The sequence below is a fragment of the Yersinia mollaretii ATCC 43969 genome, assembly GCF_013282725.1.
Taxonomy (GTDB): domain Bacteria; phylum Pseudomonadota; class Gammaproteobacteria; order Enterobacterales; family Enterobacteriaceae; genus Yersinia; species Yersinia mollaretii.
Genome location: NZ_CP054043.1, coordinates 4,548,484 through 4,563,878 on the forward strand (window position 1 = coordinate 4,548,484; position 15,395 = coordinate 4,563,878).

The following is a 15,395-nucleotide window of genomic DNA, read 5'->3' on the forward strand; positions in this document are numbered from 1 at the left end:
CTTATTTACTGTCTTTTCCGACGTGCAGAATAGCCAGGAAAGCCTCTTGCGGTAATTCAACGTTACCGACCTGCTTCATACGTTTCTTACCATCTTTCTGTTTCTGCAGAAGTTTTTTCTTACGGCTAACGTCACCGCCATAACACTTCGCCAGTACGTTTTTACGTAGCTGTTTCACTGTTGAACGGGCAATGATGTGGTTGCCGATAGCAGCCTGAATCGCAATATCGAATTGCTGGCGTGGGATCAGCTCTTTCATTTTCTCAACCAGATCACGGCCACGGTACTGCGCATTGTCGCGATGGGTAATCAAGGCCAATGCATCCACTCGTTCATTATTGATTAATACATCAACACGAACCATATCAGAGGTCTGGAAGCGTTTGAAATTGTAATCCAGTGAAGCATAGCCGCGAGAGGTTGATTTCAGGCGATCGAAGAAATCAAGGACCACTTCAGCCATTGGAATTTCATACGTCAATGCAACTTGGTTACCGTGGTAAACCATGTTGGTCTGCATACCACGCTTTTCGATACACAATGTGATGACGTTACCCAGATACTCCTGTGGCAACAGCATATGGCATTCAGCAATCGGCTCGCGCAGCTCTTCAATATTGTTCAGAGCGGGTAGCTTGGAAGGGCTATCAACATAAACCGTTTCCTGATTGGTGGTGATCACTTCGTAAACCACTGTCGGTGCCGTGGTGATAAGTTCCAGATCGTATTCGCGCTCCAAACGTTCCTGAATGATTTCCATATGCAGCAAGCCAAGGAAACCACAACGGAAACCAAAGCCTAGTGCCGTCGAGCTTTCTGGTTCATAGAACAAAGAGGCATCATTCAGGCTTAACTTGCCGAGCGCATCACGGAAGGCTTCATAATCATCAGAGCTAATCGGGAACAGACCCGCGTAGACCTGTGGCTTAACTTTCTTAAAACCGGGTAATGATTTCTCTGCTGGGTTGCGAGTTAATGTCAAGGTATCGCCGACGGGCGCACCGAGAATATCTTTAATCGCACAGACCAACCAACCCACTTCACCGCAGTTCAGCACATCACGATCAATACGTTTTGGCGTGAAAATACCCAAGCGCTCAGCGTTATAGCTCTGACCGGTACTCATTACCTTAACTTTATCGCCTTTGCGCAATGAGCCGTTCTTGATACGGATTAATGACACCACACCTAAATAGTTATCAAACCAAGAGTCGATGATCAGTGCCTGCAATGGCCCCTCAGGATCACCTTTTGGTGGTGGGATATCACGCACTAAACGCTCAAGAATATCAGGCACACCGACACCCGTTTTGGCTGAGCAACGAACAGCATCAGTCGCATCAATGCCAACGATATCTTCGATCTCTTCAGCAACGCGTTCAGGATCAGCAGCAGGCAGGTCGATTTTGTTCAGAACCGGAACAACTTCCAGATTCATTTCCATTGCGGTGTAGCAGTTTGCCAGCGTCTGTGCTTCAACGCCCTGCCCTGCATCAACCACCAACAGAGCCCCTTCACAAGCCGCCAAAGAGCGGGAAACTTCATAAGAGAAGTCAACGTGTCCGGGGGTATCAATAAAGTTGAGTTGATAGGTTTGACCATCCTTCGCGTGATAATCAAGGGTCACACTTTGTGCCTTGATGGTAATACCACGCTCGCGCTCCAGATCCATAGAATCGAGCACTTGAGCGGCCATTTCACGCTCAGATAATCCGCCACAAATCTGAATAATACGGTCCGACAGTGTCGATTTACCGTGGTCGATATGGGCAATAATAGAAAAGTTTCTTATGTGCTTCATTTATATGAATTTTTCTCTAGTCGTTGTCTTTAATTAATTATTGGTGGACACAGCGATGGATTCAAACCCAAAACTACCCACATAAATATGCACGCATCTTACACTGTAAGTTAGCCTCGTGAAAGGCATCGCACTTAGCTTGTTAGCTGATTTACCCTGCTAAAATGTATCCACACCTTACCGCTCACGGCAATTGATACCCGCAACACAGAAAACTATTTCTATCTAAAAAACCGATAAGAATAGACAATACCCTTAATTAATTTATGCCTATAAACTCTACATTCGAGCCTCAATAATTTTTTACTGAAAAAGACAGCGCGCTAGGCAATAGCGTTGTCATTATTCATGACCGTCAATAATGTCTATTTTTAGCTGTCATTTTTATTAAATCACTTTAGGAAAATGCTCATTTACCTCAAGAAAAAACAACCTAGAGTTATTAATATCAACCAAGTGAAATATCCTCTTGGCGGCCATGTGGAGAATATTATGATTGACGAAGGAAAAATACTTAGCCGCCATGAATTTAAAAATGAAAAATCGAATCTAACTATTGCTGCTATAACATTTACTTTATTACTTATTTTATTACTCATTGCTGTATCGATAACAAATTCTACATTTTCAACGCTAACTACCCTCTCTATTTTATGTGTCGTTATTTCAGCGCTCTCACTGAGTTTAATGATTTACTACCGATTAAATAACAGCCCGATGTTTACCTATTTTCTGTATGAAAAAGGTGTGCGAGTTTTTAATCATGACAACGGAAATGTCTATTTTATTCCATTTAATAAAATTAAATACATTCACAAATATCACACCGGAATAAACCCTAATGGTAAAATTAACACTATGGCCTTCCGTACATCAAAAACTCAATCATGGAATATCATAATTAAGAATATAAGTAATGCTTTCCCACTTATAAATACGATAATTCATCAACAAGTTATGCATGTCGGTGTAGTCAGCTTAAATACTTTATCTCTAGGTAAAAACGTTATATTTGAGTTAATAAAGAAGAACGATAAATGGCTAAATTTGCCGATAGTTAAAGGTATTTTAAATATCATTAAAGCAAATAGTACTCAGATGGACACGACTCCACTGACACTAAATGCACATGCATTGATGACGATAGAAGGTATTATTTATATTGAAGATATTTCATACGTCAAGGTTTCTCGCGAAAAACATCATGAAAAAATACAATTGTTTAATGCAGAAGGTAACATACTTTTATCATTAGACTATTCAGCGCTTATCAGTGCTGATCTTTTTATTGCTTTAATTGAGCACATGATACAAAACCGCATCCCCGCCTATTCTGACTAAGATTGAGATTATGGATCACTGCTCTTGCTGAATTCGTATAGCCGTTGGCGGTAGCCCAATTTGTAAAACAGTCGGCTGATAATTACTCTGCCCTTCAATTCTAGTAGCCAATTTTTTGGCTAACAAAAAACCCAACCCAGTCCCTGAAATAGCACCGAGAGCAGTAAAAGCATCAGTGACAAATAACGCTTGGAATAAAGCACCGCCGGTAATTAACCCCGCTAATGGGGTTAAATACACCAAAGAGGCTGAACGTAACAAACTGCCTTCGCTGATCCCGACTTCAACCTTCTGCCCTGGTTCAAGCGGCTGTGAAATGGCTATTTGTAGCTGATGATTAGATTCTGGTCCCAACTCATTTAATAAATGACTACCACAGCCCCTCTGTGCATTACAGCTTCCACAACCAGATTGTGGCTCGCAACGTAGAAGCGCAATTCCGTTTGTCCACGAGATAACTGTGGCCCACTCTTTCATCATTTTGCAGACTCCAGAACCACACTGTCAGCAATGCGCTTCGCCGTTGCAGGTGGTAGTTCACCGACGACAGTGATTTCTACATTATTACGAGCTTCAGTATGAACAGTACGCCGCCCCTGACGCAGAGATTGTTCTGAAGGAACATCTTTACCCAGTAGGTTCACATTCACCGAAAAGCTAAATAAACCATCACTATATAGCCGTGACTCCGTTGGTGTATCCATATTCGGCAAAGTGCGGCGGCTGCGTGAAATCTCAGTAACACCTTCCGGTAACCAGCGGGGAGCCCAAGTGAAATCCACCTTAGTTTTAGCCGGTAATGCCAGCAACGGCGGCAAAGAGAGTTTAACCAAGCCTTTTAGTATCTCCTGAATAGGCTCCCCGATAGCAAAAGAGATCACACGAAACTGCTCAAGTGTTTCACCATCTTTGTCTAACAGGTCTATTCGCATCGGCAGTTTGGTTGTCTCATCCATCCAAATAATATAGCTGTAGCGTGTACTGTCACGGGATACCACTCGAATAACCTGACAGGGTCTATCTGCCACGCGGGCACGACCAAGCGCAATATAGTTATAATATTTTGACAGTTTTTCAAAATCGGGGAAAACAACAGAAGGCAATGCATCGACAATATGCTCACCAGCAAGGGTGAAAGAGTCAAAACCTGGCTCGAAATAACTTATTTCATTTCCACGCTGTAAGATCTCAGTGCGCGGACCATCCATACGCAGTAATTGCGCTAAGGTTTTTTTATCTAAAATAGCATGTCGATAGCGAAGAGAATCAATCCCTTGCTTGTTAACATTGATATACGATAGCTCATAGTTGAGCGATTGGCTGGCATTGCTCATTTCCTGCAACATAGCTATCGGCGCTGTTTCCGCCGAAGCTAGTGTTGGCATGAATAGGCTGCCCGCCATTAAACAAACGGAAAACCAAATTTGCTTCATTACTGCTGCTGCATTCCTAAGGACTGGGTGCCAGGGACCTGAATTGCAGCTTGCGTTGATGTTGAAGGCTGCTGCAACACATCAGTTTGTGGTAAACGACGTTGCAATTCAAAATCCTGCAACTGGGTCATCATATTGACGCGCCGACGTTGCTCTTGAACTTGATGTTGTTGAGATGTTCCAAAAGACCCATCAGCAGGCACACCAAAACTGACTGGTGAGGCTTTACCCATCATCGGTAACGTATTAAATGCAGGTGACTCTGGCTGCAAATTACCTGACGCAGGTTGATTATATTGCTGAACGCCAACAATGACGGCTAACGAAACACAGGCTGCCACACCCACTTGCGTAATCTGACTGGCCCATGGGCGAACTTTTTGCCAGAAAGGCATTTTCTGCCAGATATGGGGTTGTGGCTGAGATTCAGGCACAGCAATAGGAACAAAACGAGTTGGCTCGTTTTTGAGCGCTTCTGCAACACGGCTGGCAATATCCAGATGCAAGACTTCACCAATGTCCCCCCGCAGGGTATCACGGATTAAATGATAGCTCTGCCAGCTTTGCTGCAATGCTTCATCTTTCGATAAAGAACCAAGCAGCTCACTATCAAGAGTTTCTCCGTCCATCAGAGCGGAAAGCTTTTCTTTCTGCATGCCAAATACCCTTTATGTGTCCGCCTAACGCTGAATTAGCGGCTGAACTTTGTTATCAATAGCTTCTCTGGCACGGAAGATACGGGAACGAACAGTACCCACCGGACAGTCCATAATTTCAGCTATCTCTTCATAGCTTAGACCATCTAACTCCCTGAGTGTAATCGCCATCCGGAGATCTTCAGGAAGTGACTCTATGGTTTTAAAAACTATCTGCCTTAACTCTTCAGACAACATTAAGTTCTCAGGGTTCGATATTTCTTTCAATGCACCCGCATTTTCGTAATTTTCAGCATCATTTGCATCCACATCACTGGATGGCGGACGCCGCCCCTGAGCAACTAAATAATTTTTCGCTGTATTAACAGCAATACGGTAAAGCCACGTATAGAAAGCACTATCGCCACGGAATGATGCCAATGCGCGATACGCCTTAATAAAAGATTCCTGCACTACATCAGGGACATCGCCCTGAGGCACGTATCGGGATACGAGGCTCGCAACCTTATGCTGGTATCGAATTACCAGTAAATTGAACGATTGCTGATCACCTTTCTGGACCCGTTCAACCAGCATCTGATCCGTTAACTGCTCGCTCATCCGAGGTGAACTCTCCCGAAATCTATCCCCACGCTATAAATAGTACTGCCAGCCATATCTTTATTTTCCTGAGCAAGCACACGCTTGGAGTTTATAAAAATTGCAAAGTTCCATGTTGCCAGATTTTTTGTCTGAATATTATTCAGGCATCTTATAGCCATAGCTTTTGCTCTGGCAGATAGGCTAACATGAAATTCACTCTTCTTCTGCACACATCATACGATATGCAATCATCATCTGAACACGTTAGCGATGTATTGATCATCGGGAGTGGCGCTGCTGGCTTGTCATTAGCGCTACGCCTCGCACCACATTGTAAAGTCACCGTTCTGAGTAAAGGGCCGCTCAATGAAGGCGCCACTTTTTATGCTCAGGGAGGAATTGCTGCCGTGTTTGATGAAACCGACAGCATCAGTTCACATGTCGATGACACCCTAATTGCTGGGGCCGGACTTTGTGACAAAGACGCCGTAGAATTTATTGCCAGCAACGCCCGTTCTTGTGTGCAATGGCTGATTGATCAAGGTGTCCTATTTGATACCGAAACCAGTGCCAGCGGCGAAGAGCGTTATCACCTGACGCGTGAAGGCGGCCATAGCCATCGCCGCATTTTGCATACCGCTGATGCTACAGGTAAAGAAGTAGAAACTACACTCGTAGGTAAAGCAAGTACCCACCCTAATATTTTAGTTAAAGAGCGCTGCAATGCAGTCGACCTTATCACATCCAACAAAATCGGCCTGACAGGGACTAAACGCGTAGTTGGCGCTTACATCTGGAACCGCGAGTTGGAAAAAGTTGAAACTTTTCGGGCTAAAGCCGTGGTGTTAGCGACAGGTGGCGCGGCTAAAGTTTATCAATACACAACCAATCCAGATATCTCTTCTGGCGATGGTATTGCCATGGCATGGCGTGCCGGATGCCGAGTCGCTAATCTGGAATTTAACCAATTTCACCCAACCTGCCTGTTCCACCCGCAAGCACGTAACTTTTTATTGACTGAAGCATTGCGTGGTGAGGGTGCCTATCTTAAGCGCCCTGATGGCAGCCGTTTCATGCCTGATTTTGACTCACGAGGTGAACTCGCGCCACGTGATATAGTCGCCCGCGCGATAGACCATGAAATGAAGCGTCTCGGTGCAGATTGTATGTATTTGGATATCAGTCATAAACCCGCTGATTTCGTGGTACAGCACTTCCCGATGATTTACGAAAAACTGTTGTCATTGGGTATTGATCTGACCAAAGAAGCCATTCCTATCGTCCCGGCCGCTCATTATACCTGCGGTGGTGTGATGGTGGACCAGCACGGGCGCACTGATCTGGATGGGTTATATGCTATTGGTGAAGTCAGCTATACCGGATTGCATGGCGCTAACCGTATGGCCTCTAACTCGCTGCTCGAGTGTCTGGTTTACGGCTGGTCTGCCGCTGAAGATATTCTTACGCGCTTACCCCATGCCAAGCTGGCTAAGCATCTGCCGGACTGGGATGAGAGTCGTGTTGATAACTCAGATGAACGAGTTGTCATCCAGCATAACTGGCATGAATTGCGCTTATTTATGTGGGACTACGTCGGTATCGTGCGAACCACCAAACGCTTAGAACGCGCCTTACGCCGAATTAATACATTGCAGCAGGAGATTGATGAGTATTATGCGAATTTCCGTATCTCCAACAATCTGCTTGAATTACGTAATTTGGTACAGGTTGCCGAGTTGATCGTGCGCTGTGCGATGGACCGCAAAGAGAGTCGTGGTTTACATTATACGCTTGATTATCCTGATCAAATAGATAATCCGAAACCGACCATTCTCCATCCGTAACACCTTCAGGGCGCAGTTTCGAGTATTGCGCCCTGTTTCAATCTCCCCTTGCGACCTTAATATCCAAGTTACGTAATATCCAAACTAATAGTTAAGATAAAAATCACTGATTAATGCGCAAAACTCAGGTGAATACACACCTTCTGATTGGCGCAGATCTAACTGTTGGTATTCCGTCGCACCGGATTGACGCGATAAGGTCAACAGCATTCGATGCAGCGGCTTACCGGGGCGATCCCGAATATCAACCTGACAGCGGACAAACCAGTTTTGTTGCACAGCTAGCCCCGCGAGTTCTACACCTAAATCCTGAGGTAAAACCACACAAAACAGACCGTCCTCTGTGATAAGTTTCTCAGCACAGCGCAGCAAAGCGTCATGAGTTAAGGAGCCAGTGTAACGTGCGGTATCACGAGCTTCATCCCGACAGGCAACGGCAGGGGAAAAATAGGGTGGATTACTAACAATCAAGTCATACTGATGAGGATGGTTTTCAGCAAACTGATGCACATCTTGCGCATAAATTCGAACCCGTGCAGCCCAAGGCGATAATGCCGCGTTGCTGCTTGCTTGTTGTGCTGCCTCAGGTTCCAGTTCAACACCATCAATCAATACCTCTGATGATGAACGCTGAGCAATCATCAAGGCGATTAGCCCACTACCACAGCCAATATCCAGTACTTTGCGGGCTTTTTCTACGGGTACCCAAGCACCCAGCAGCACACCGTCGGTGCCCACTTTCATCGCACAACGATCATGCGCCACAAAGAATTGTTTAAAAGTGAAACCACCACCACGCAATACCGGTTTTTTTTTCAATTGTTCGCCCACATTAGTCACCAGAATCTATAACCGGCGTAGCATAGGACAATATGATTGAAGGGAAAAGACATCATTACCGCTTAAACAGGTGAAGAATTCGGCTAACCCGTCTATAATCGGCGCCCCAAGTAGAGGAAGACCATGACTGTAACCAATTTTTCCGAACTCGATCTCGATGAACGCCTGATTGACGCACTGCGCGACAAAGGCTATGAGCGCCCTACCGCTATTCAAGCTGCGGCTATTCCGCCAGCGATGGATGGGCGTGATGTATTGGGTTCGGCTCCAACAGGAACTGGCAAAACTGCCGCCTTTTTGCTGCCAGCCTTGCAGCATTTGCTGGATTTCCCACGCAAAAAATCTGGCCCACCTCGGATTTTGATCCTGACGCCAACCCGTGAGCTGGCGATGCAAGTGGCGGATCAAGCCCGTGAACTGGCCAAACATACACAACTGGATATCGCGACAATAACCGGTGGTGTGGCTTATATGAACCATGCGGAAGTCTTCAGCGAGAATCAGGACATTGTGGTCGCTACCACTGGCCGCTTGCTGCAATACATCAAAGAAGAAAACTTTGACTGTCGCGCAGTAGAAACCCTGATTCTGGACGAAGCTGACCGTATGTTGGATATGGGCTTTGCGCAGGATATCGAAACCATCGCAGCAGAAACCCGCTGGCGCAAACAGACATTGCTGTTCTCCGCAACACTGGAGGGTGAAGCTATTCGCGAGTTTGGGGAGCGTATCCTCAATGAGCCAGTAGAGCTGGAAGCCGATCCATCGCGCCGTGAACGCAAAAAAATTCAGCAATGGTACTATCGCGCTGACGATATCGAACACAAAACAGCCTTGCTGGTGCATCTGCTCAAGCAACCAGAAGTACAAAAATCCATTATTTTCGTACGCACCCGTGAAAAGGTACATCAACTGGTGAGTTGGTTGCGTGAAGCTGGGATCAACGCCTGGTTCCTCGAAGGCGAAATGGTTCAGGCCAAACGGACCGAAGCCGTTATTCGTTTAAGTGATGGCCGAGTCAATGTGTTAGTGGCGACTGATGTTGCTTCGCGCGGCTTGGATATCGACGATATCAGTCATGTGTTCAACTTTGACCTGCCGCTGACCGCAGATGTCTACCTCCACCGCATTGGCCGTACTGGCCGCGCGGGGCGTAAAGGCGTGGCGATCTCACTGGTTGAAGCACATGACCACTTATTACTGGGCAGAATCGGCCGCTACCTTAAAGAGCCGCTGAAACCGCGTGTGATTGATGAACTTCGCCCAACCAGTAAAGAGCCAAGTTCAAAATCTACCGGTAAGCCGTCGAAAAAGGTTTTGGCTAAGCGTAAAGAGCTAAAAGAAGCGAGCAAAGAGAAAGCCAAAGTGAAAGTTCGTCACCGCGATGCCAAAAATGTAGGTAAACGCCGTCAGCCGAAAGAAAAACCGGATACCAAGAGTTCCAGTTAACTCAGCAAACTGACTAAAAAGCCGCTTATATTAAACAGCGGCTTTTTTTATAAGCAAAAAGGGAGCCGAGGCTCCCTTAGAATGTTTGCAACTGAATCGTTATGACAAAAATTACAGACTTTCAGTGAAAGTACGGGTAATCACATCACGTTGCTGTTCTGGTGTCAGTGAGTTGAAACGCACGGCATAGCCAGAGACACGAATAGTCAGCTGTGGATATTTTTCTGGATTCTTCACTGCATCTTCCAGCGTTTCGCGGCGCAGAACGTTCACGTTCAAATGCTGACCACCTTCAACACGCACAGTCGGTTGCAGTTCCAGTGGAACTTCACGATATTCGATCTGGCCCAACTCACTTGCTGGAACGATCTGGTCTTCTGCGTAGCCTGATTTAGCACAAACACAACGCAGTTCATCTTTTTCATTATCCAGCAGCCAGAAAGAGTTCAGTAGAGCTTCGTTGCTAGCTTTAGTAATTTGAATACCAGTAATCATTTGGTGCCTCCGTAATACGGCTATAAATTCCAAGGGGAGAAAACTATCTTGGTTATTTGGTAAAACCATTGTTGTCTTATTGTTCTGTATACCAGCCAGACAGCCACGATTCTTTGATTTAAATCAACATTTCAGCCTCACTGACGAGTGCGCCACTGCCAAATTTATGTTTTATATCAATTTTATCAATAGAGATGACAGCAATTATTTTTGTAAATTTTCAACATTTTTTGCATGAAAAGGTCAAAAAAACATCATTACGTCACAGACTTGGGTTTAACGGTTTCACTCATGAGTTTGAATCGGTAAGCTATCGCACATCAATATCTTACAGAAACCAAGGAGAGTGTTTATGTCCGTCTCCCTTAGCTGGCATGATGTCATCGGCCAGGAAAAAGAACTGCCTTACTTTAAAGATACGCTGGCCTATGTGGCCGCAGAACGCAATGCTGGAAAAACGATCTACCCGCAGCAAAAAGACGTTTTTAACGCATTTCGCCTAACCGAACTGGATCAAGTCAAAGTGGTTATTTTGGGTCAAGACCCCTACCATGGCCCCAATCAGGCGCATGGATTGTCATTTTCCGTGTTGCCCGGTGTCCCTGCCCCTCCCTCTCTGGTGAACATGTACAAAGAGCTGGCTACTGATATTCCTGGCTTCCAGCGCCCTAACCATGGTTTTTTACAAAGCTGGGCCGAGCAAGGTGTGCTGCTACTTAATACCGTGCTAACTGTCGAAGCAGGTAACGCGCACTCTCACGCCAACCTTGGCTGGGAAACCTTTACCGATAAAGTGATTGCGGCACTAAATGAACATCGTGATGGTGTGATTTTTATGCTTTGGGGGGCCCATGCGCAGAAAAAGGGTCGAATTATCGATACCCAGCGCCATTTTATTTTGAAAGCCCCACATCCATCACCGCTCTCCGCACATCGCGGTTTTCTTGGCTGTAAGCACTTTTCACAAGCGAATCAGCTGTTGCAACAGCAAGGTTTACCGCCGATTGACTGGCAACCCAAGCTCCCAGCCGCAGAATAAAACTTTATTTGCTCAAAAAAGCGTATAAAAAAGGCACCTAAAAAGGTGCCTTTTTACATTAGGACACCTTAAGCTTTCGCTTTAGATACCGCAACCATTGCCGGGCGTAACAGGCGGCCATTCAACGTATAGCCTTTCTGCATCACCATCATCACGTTATTGGGTTCGTGATCAGCAGATTCAAGCATCGTCATTGCCTGATGAACTTCAGGATTAAATGGCACGTTGGTATCGCTGACCACTTCAATACCAAATTTACCGACAGCATCAAGAAGTGATTTCAGCGTCAATTCGACACCTTCAATCATTGAAGTGAGTTCGGTATTGGCTTTGTCAGCAGTATCCAGTGCGCGCTCCAGATTATCGATCACTGGCAATAATTCAGCTGAGAATCTTTCCAAAGCAAACTTATGCGCTTTTTCAACATCCAATTCAGTACGACGACGGATATTCTCAACCTCAGCCTTGGCGCGCAGCAAGCTCTCGCGCTCACGCTGTAAGGCTTCAGCCAACTGCGCTTCAAGCTCGGCAACACGCGGATCTACACCTTCACCCGTCTCTTGTGTCGCTTCCACTTGCTGCTCTGCTGCATTTTCCATTTCTTCCGAGACTTGCTCGTTTGGTGTTTTCTGTTCTTTACTACTCATGGATATCTCCGCGTTTTAGCATTAATCTCGCTACTTGGCTTATTATGGGGATCAAAACCGGGGATTCAAGGGAACCGGTCATAATGTGGGGTAAAAGACTCCCTCAGTAAGGAAAATCACGGCAATGAATAATAAAAGATTCAATTGTATTGGTATTGTCGGTCACCCACGGCACCCGGCTGCACTTGCCACCCATGAAATGCTCTACCACTGGCTAAACGCCAGAGGTTATGACGTTATGGTTGAACAACAGATTGCAAATGACCTCAATTTAACTGGCGCAGTTACTGGCAGTTTGGCTGACATCGGCCAAAAAGCTGATTTAGCTGTGGTGGTCGGCGGTGACGGTAATATGCTTGGCGCTGCGCGAGTACTCGCCCGCTATGATATCAAAGTGATTGGCGTCAACCGAGGTAATCTGGGCTTTCTGACCGATTTAGACCCAGATAATGCCCAGCAACAGCTTTCCAATGTGTTGGAAGGTGAATACTTGAGCGAACAACGTTTCTTACTGGAAGCTCAAGTCACCCGCACTGATCAACAAAGTCGCATCAGTACAGCGATCAATGAGGTGGTTTTACATCCGGGAAAAGTAGCGCATATGATTGAATTCGAAGTGTATATCGATGACCGCTTCGCATTTTCTCAACGTTCTGATGGTCTGATCATCGCCACCCCGACCGGATCGACAGCTTATTCGCTCTCCGCAGGAGGCCCAATTCTGACGCCCACACTGGATGCCATCGTCTTAGTTCCCATGTTCCCACACACCCTAACTGCTCGCCCACTAGTGATTAATAGTAGCAGCACTATTCGTCTGAAGTTTTCACAAATTACCAGCGATCTGGAAATAAGTTGTGACAGTCAGATAGCCTTACCGATTCAGGAGGGAGAAGAAGTACTAATTCGGCGTAGTGATTTTCATCTCAACCTTATTCATCCAAAAGACTACAGTTATTTCAATACGTTAAGTACAAAACTGGGTTGGTCAAAAAAATTATTCTAAAAAATGCCTCAAGGACTTTACTGTATATAAAACCAGTCTATACTGTATTCAAATACAGTCGTGTGTTTATGTACAGGGGATTTACCATGCTGGCCCAATTAACCATCAGTAATTTTGCAATTGTGCGTGAGTTAGAAATTGATTTTCAACCCGGAATGACCGCAATTACTGGCGAAACTGGGGCGGGTAAATCCATCGCCATAGATGCCTTGGGATTATGTCTTGGCAGCCGTTCAGACGGCAGTATGGTTCGTTTGGGGGCAACACGTGCTGATATTTGCGCTCGCTTCTCATTGGCAGACACGCCATCGGCCCGTCAGTGGTTGGAAAATAACCATCTTGATGACAGCAATGAATGCCTACTGCGGCGAGCAATTGGAACAGATGGCCGTTCAAGGGGCTTTATTAATGGTACGGCAGTACCGTTATCTCAATTACGGGAGCTGGGGCAACACCTGATCCAGATTCACGGTCAGCATGCCCACCAATTGTTGTTAAGGCCAGACCACCAAAAACAATTGTTAGATGCTTATGCAGACCAATCAACCCTGCTGGCCGAAATGAAGGCCGCCTATCAAATCTGGCACCAAAGCTGCCGTGCGTTGGCACTTCACCAACAGCAATCACTGGAGCGTAACGCGCGTCATGAGCTGCTGCAATATCAGTTGAAAGAGCTAAATTCATTTGCTCCGCAAGCGGGAGAATATGAGCAAATTGATATTGAATATAAGCGGTTGGCAAATAGTGGTCAGTTACTCTCCCTCAGCCAACAGACCTTGCAGTTATTGTCAGATGATGAACAAAACAACATCCTCAGCCAACTCTACTCCGCCAAACATCAGCTAACCGAATTGGCAAGTATGGATGAGCAATTTAATAATTTGCTCAATATGCTGGAAGAAGCCTCAATCCAAATCAGTGAGGCCAGTGATGAATTACGCCACTATGCAGAACAATTGGATATGGACCCCAACCGTCTGTATGAACTGGAACAACGGTTATCTCGTCAATTAAATCTGGCCCGCAAACACCATGTTGCTCCAGAAGAACTGCCGCAATTCCATCAACAGCTACTGGACGAACAAGAACAACTTTCACAACAAGAAAACGATCACGAGCAACTAAGCCATGAAGTTAATACTCACTATCAGCATGCACTAACTATAGCTCAGCGTTTGCACGAGGAACGCCAGCACTATGCTGATGAGTTGGCTGCACTGATTACCGAGAGCATGCACGAGCTATCGATGCCACATGGCAGACTCACTATTGATACCCAATTTGAACCTGAGCACCTCAGTGCTGAAGGGGCGACACGAATTGAGTTCTGTGTCACGACCAACCCAGGCCAACCACTGCAACCGCTAGCTAAAGTCGCCTCTGGTGGCGAGCTATCCCGTATCGCCTTGGCTATTCAGGTCATAACAGCACGTAAAATGGACACTCCTGCGCTTATCTTTGATGAAGTCGATGTGGGTATCAGTGGGCCTACAGCAGCCATCGTAGGTCGCCTATTGCGCCAGCTTGGCGAATCGACCCAAGTCATGTGCGTCACTCACCTTCCACAAGTTGCAGGTTGTGGTCATCAACATTTCTTTGTCAGCAAGCAAACCGATGGCACTGAAACCGAAACACATATGCATCGGTTAGATAAAAAAGCCCGCTTACAAGAGTTGGCGCGCCTTCTGGGTGGTAGTGAAGTGACGAAAAACACCTTAGCAAACGCAAAAGAATTGCTCGCAGCATAGAAAAGATTAACTTTTTTCCTTTCCAGAGGTCATACAGGTGCCCTGTAAAGGTTTCCAACTGCTGCAAGGTCTATTATCATCGTCATCCTACGCCCTAAAGGAATGTGATTACTATGCGCTGTAAAATGCTGACTGCCGCCGCTGTAATGCTTGCAATGCTTACTGCGGGTTGTTCAACGCTGGAGAAGGTGGTCTACCGGCCTGATATTAATCAGGGTAACTATTTATCACCTAATGATGCGTCCAAAATTCATAAAGGTATGACCCAACAACAAGTGGCATATACCTTAGGCACCCCAATGTTGCAGGATCCGTTTGGTACTAAAACCTGGTTCTATGTATTCCGTCAGCAACCTGGTCATGAGAAAATCACGCAACAAACACTGACGTTGACCTTCGATAGCAGTGGCGTGCTGACTGATATCAAAAATGACCCAACGTTAGCAGGAAATTAATTATCTGAAGATTGCCAAGTAGATTGAGGGGGCGGGGCGAATATTGATTAGGATTTGCT

15 protein-coding genes are annotated in these 15,395 nt (G+C 45.8%); 7 read left to right on the forward strand and 8 right to left on the reverse strand.

Features of this window, described 5'->3' with window-relative positions:
* Position 1: 1 nt before the first annotated feature.
* A complete protein-coding gene (lepA, locus tag HRD69_RS20170) occupies positions 2-1,801 on the reverse strand; it encodes a translation elongation factor 4 (RefSeq protein WP_004874617.1) in 1,800 nt (599 codons plus the stop codon).
* Between the two features lie 492 nt (positions 1,802-2,293).
* Between lepA and HRD69_RS20175 the strand changes: the two genes are divergently transcribed.
* Entirely contained in the window at positions 2,294-3,142 is an 849-nt protein-coding gene (locus tag HRD69_RS20175) for a hypothetical protein (RefSeq protein WP_032813947.1), read from the forward strand.
* A 15-nt stretch (positions 3,143-3,157) separates the two neighbouring features.
* Here HRD69_RS20175 and rseC read toward each other — a convergent pair whose 3' ends face one another.
* Genes rseC through rpoE form a run of 4 tightly spaced genes read right to left on the reverse strand, consistent with a single transcriptional unit; the run spans position 3,158 to position 5,831 of the window.
* Positions 3,158-3,622: a SoxR-reducing system protein RseC gene (gene rseC / locus HRD69_RS20180; protein WP_032813905.1), complete on the reverse strand. Its 465-nt coding sequence runs from the start codon at positions 3,620-3,622 to the stop codon at positions 3,158-3,160.
* On the reverse strand, positions 3,619-4,575 hold the full coding sequence (gene rseB, locus HRD69_RS20185) for a sigma-E factor regulatory protein RseB (RefSeq protein ID WP_004874614.1): 957 nt from the start codon (positions 4,573-4,575) through the stop codon (positions 3,619-3,621). The genes rseC and rseB overlap by 4 nt, the downstream gene beginning before the upstream one ends.
* On the reverse strand, positions 4,575-5,231 hold the full coding sequence (gene rseA, locus HRD69_RS20190; protein WP_032813903.1) for an anti-sigma-E factor RseA: 657 nt from the start codon (positions 5,229-5,231) through the stop codon (positions 4,575-4,577). Before rseA ends, rseB begins: the two co-directional genes overlap by 1 nt.
* 24 nt (positions 5,232-5,255) lie before the next feature.
* The gene (gene rpoE, locus HRD69_RS20195) at positions 5,256-5,831 is read right to left on the reverse strand and encodes an RNA polymerase sigma factor RpoE (RefSeq protein ID WP_032813901.1); all 576 of its coding nucleotides are present in this window, start codon (positions 5,829-5,831) and stop codon (positions 5,256-5,258) included.
* 224 nt (positions 5,832-6,055) lie between these two features.
* Here rpoE and nadB point away from each other — a divergent pair, with 224 nt between their 5' ends.
* Positions 6,056-7,657 (forward strand): L-aspartate oxidase, encoded by a 1,602-nt coding sequence (gene nadB, locus HRD69_RS20200; protein WP_004874612.1) that lies wholly within the window; start codon positions 6,056-6,058, stop codon positions 7,655-7,657.
* 84 nt (positions 7,658-7,741) lie between these two features.
* Here the strand turns inward: nadB and trmN are convergent, their stop codons facing one another.
* Entirely contained in the window at positions 7,742-8,488 is a 747-nt protein-coding gene (gene trmN / locus HRD69_RS20205; RefSeq protein ID WP_004874611.1) for a tRNA(1)(Val) (adenine(37)-N(6))-methyltransferase TrmN, read from the reverse strand.
* A 132-nt stretch (positions 8,489-8,620) separates the two neighbouring features.
* Here trmN and srmB point away from each other — a divergent pair, with 132 nt between their 5' ends.
* A complete protein-coding gene (gene srmB / locus HRD69_RS20210; RefSeq protein ID WP_004874610.1) occupies positions 8,621-9,946 on the forward strand; it encodes an ATP-dependent RNA helicase SrmB in 1,326 nt (441 codons plus the stop codon).
* A 111-nt stretch (positions 9,947-10,057) separates the two neighbouring features.
* Here the strand turns inward: srmB and grcA are convergent, their stop codons facing one another.
* Positions 10,058-10,441, reverse strand: coding sequence for an autonomous glycyl radical cofactor GrcA (gene grcA / locus HRD69_RS20215; RefSeq protein WP_004874609.1), 384 nt, complete (start codon positions 10,439-10,441; stop codon positions 10,058-10,060).
* A gap of 352 nt (positions 10,442-10,793) precedes the next feature.
* Here grcA and ung point away from each other — a divergent pair, with 352 nt between their 5' ends.
* The gene (gene ung, locus HRD69_RS20220) at positions 10,794-11,480 is read left to right on the forward strand and encodes a uracil-DNA glycosylase (RefSeq protein WP_032813897.1); all 687 of its coding nucleotides are present in this window, start codon (positions 10,794-10,796) and stop codon (positions 11,478-11,480) included.
* Positions 11,481-11,548: 68 nt separating this feature from the next.
* Here the strand turns inward: ung and grpE are convergent, their stop codons facing one another.
* Positions 11,549-12,127 (reverse strand): nucleotide exchange factor GrpE, encoded by a 579-nt coding sequence (gene grpE / locus HRD69_RS20225; protein ID WP_004874607.1) that lies wholly within the window; start codon positions 12,125-12,127, stop codon positions 11,549-11,551.
* Between the two features lie 124 nt (positions 12,128-12,251).
* On the opposite strand from grpE, the gene nadK reads away from it, so the two are divergent.
* From nadK to bamE, 3 genes are all read left to right on the forward strand, one after another.
* The gene (gene nadK / locus HRD69_RS20230) at positions 12,252-13,133 is read left to right on the forward strand and encodes an NAD(+) kinase (protein ID WP_004874606.1); all 882 of its coding nucleotides are present in this window, start codon (positions 12,252-12,254) and stop codon (positions 13,131-13,133) included.
* Between the two features lie 86 nt (positions 13,134-13,219).
* On the forward strand, positions 13,220-14,881 hold the full coding sequence (gene recN, locus HRD69_RS20235) for a DNA repair protein RecN (protein ID WP_004874605.1): 1,662 nt from the start codon (positions 13,220-13,222) through the stop codon (positions 14,879-14,881).
* A gap of 113 nt (positions 14,882-14,994) precedes the next feature.
* Positions 14,995-15,336 (forward strand): outer membrane protein assembly factor BamE, encoded by a 342-nt coding sequence (gene bamE, locus HRD69_RS20240; RefSeq protein ID WP_005274202.1) that lies wholly within the window; start codon positions 14,995-14,997, stop codon positions 15,334-15,336.
* The last annotated feature ends 59 nt before the right edge of the window (positions 15,337-15,395 follow it).

Bases quoted from the DNA above. Each gene is read 5' to 3' on its own strand.
- lepA (WP_004874617.1), bottom strand. From the start codon at position 1,801: ATGAAGCACATAAGAAACTTTTCTATTATTGCCCATATCGACCACGGT.
- HRD69_RS20175 (WP_032813947.1), top strand. From the start codon at position 2,294: ATGATTGACGAAGGAAAAATACTTAGCCGCCATGAATTTAAAAATGAA.
- rseC (WP_032813905.1), bottom strand. From the start codon at position 3,622: ATGATGAAAGAGTGGGCCACAGTTATCTCGTGGACAAACGGAATTGCG.
- rseB (WP_004874614.1), bottom strand. From the start codon at position 4,575: ATGAAGCAAATTTGGTTTTCCGTTTGTTTAATGGCGGGCAGCCTATTC.
- rseA (WP_032813903.1), bottom strand. From the start codon at position 5,231: ATGCAGAAAGAAAAGCTTTCCGCTCTGATGGACGGAGAAACTCTTGAT.
- rpoE (WP_032813901.1), bottom strand. From the start codon at position 5,831: ATGAGCGAGCAGTTAACGGATCAGATGCTGGTTGAACGGGTCCAGAAA.
- nadB (WP_004874612.1), top strand. From the start codon at position 6,056: ATGCAATCATCATCTGAACACGTTAGCGATGTATTGATCATCGGGAGT.
- srmB (WP_004874610.1), top strand. From the start codon at position 8,621: ATGACTGTAACCAATTTTTCCGAACTCGATCTCGATGAACGCCTGATT.
- grcA (WP_004874609.1), bottom strand. From the start codon at position 10,441: ATGATTACTGGTATTCAAATTACTAAAGCTAGCAACGAAGCTCTACTG.
- ung (WP_032813897.1), top strand. From the start codon at position 10,794: ATGTCCGTCTCCCTTAGCTGGCATGATGTCATCGGCCAGGAAAAAGAA.
- grpE (WP_004874607.1), bottom strand. From the start codon at position 12,127: ATGAGTAGTAAAGAACAGAAAACACCAAACGAGCAAGTCTCGGAAGAA.
- nadK (WP_004874606.1), top strand. From the start codon at position 12,252: ATGAATAATAAAAGATTCAATTGTATTGGTATTGTCGGTCACCCACGG.
- recN (WP_004874605.1), top strand. From the start codon at position 13,220: ATGCTGGCCCAATTAACCATCAGTAATTTTGCAATTGTGCGTGAGTTA.
- bamE (WP_005274202.1), top strand. From the start codon at position 14,995: ATGCGCTGTAAAATGCTGACTGCCGCCGCTGTAATGCTTGCAATGCTT.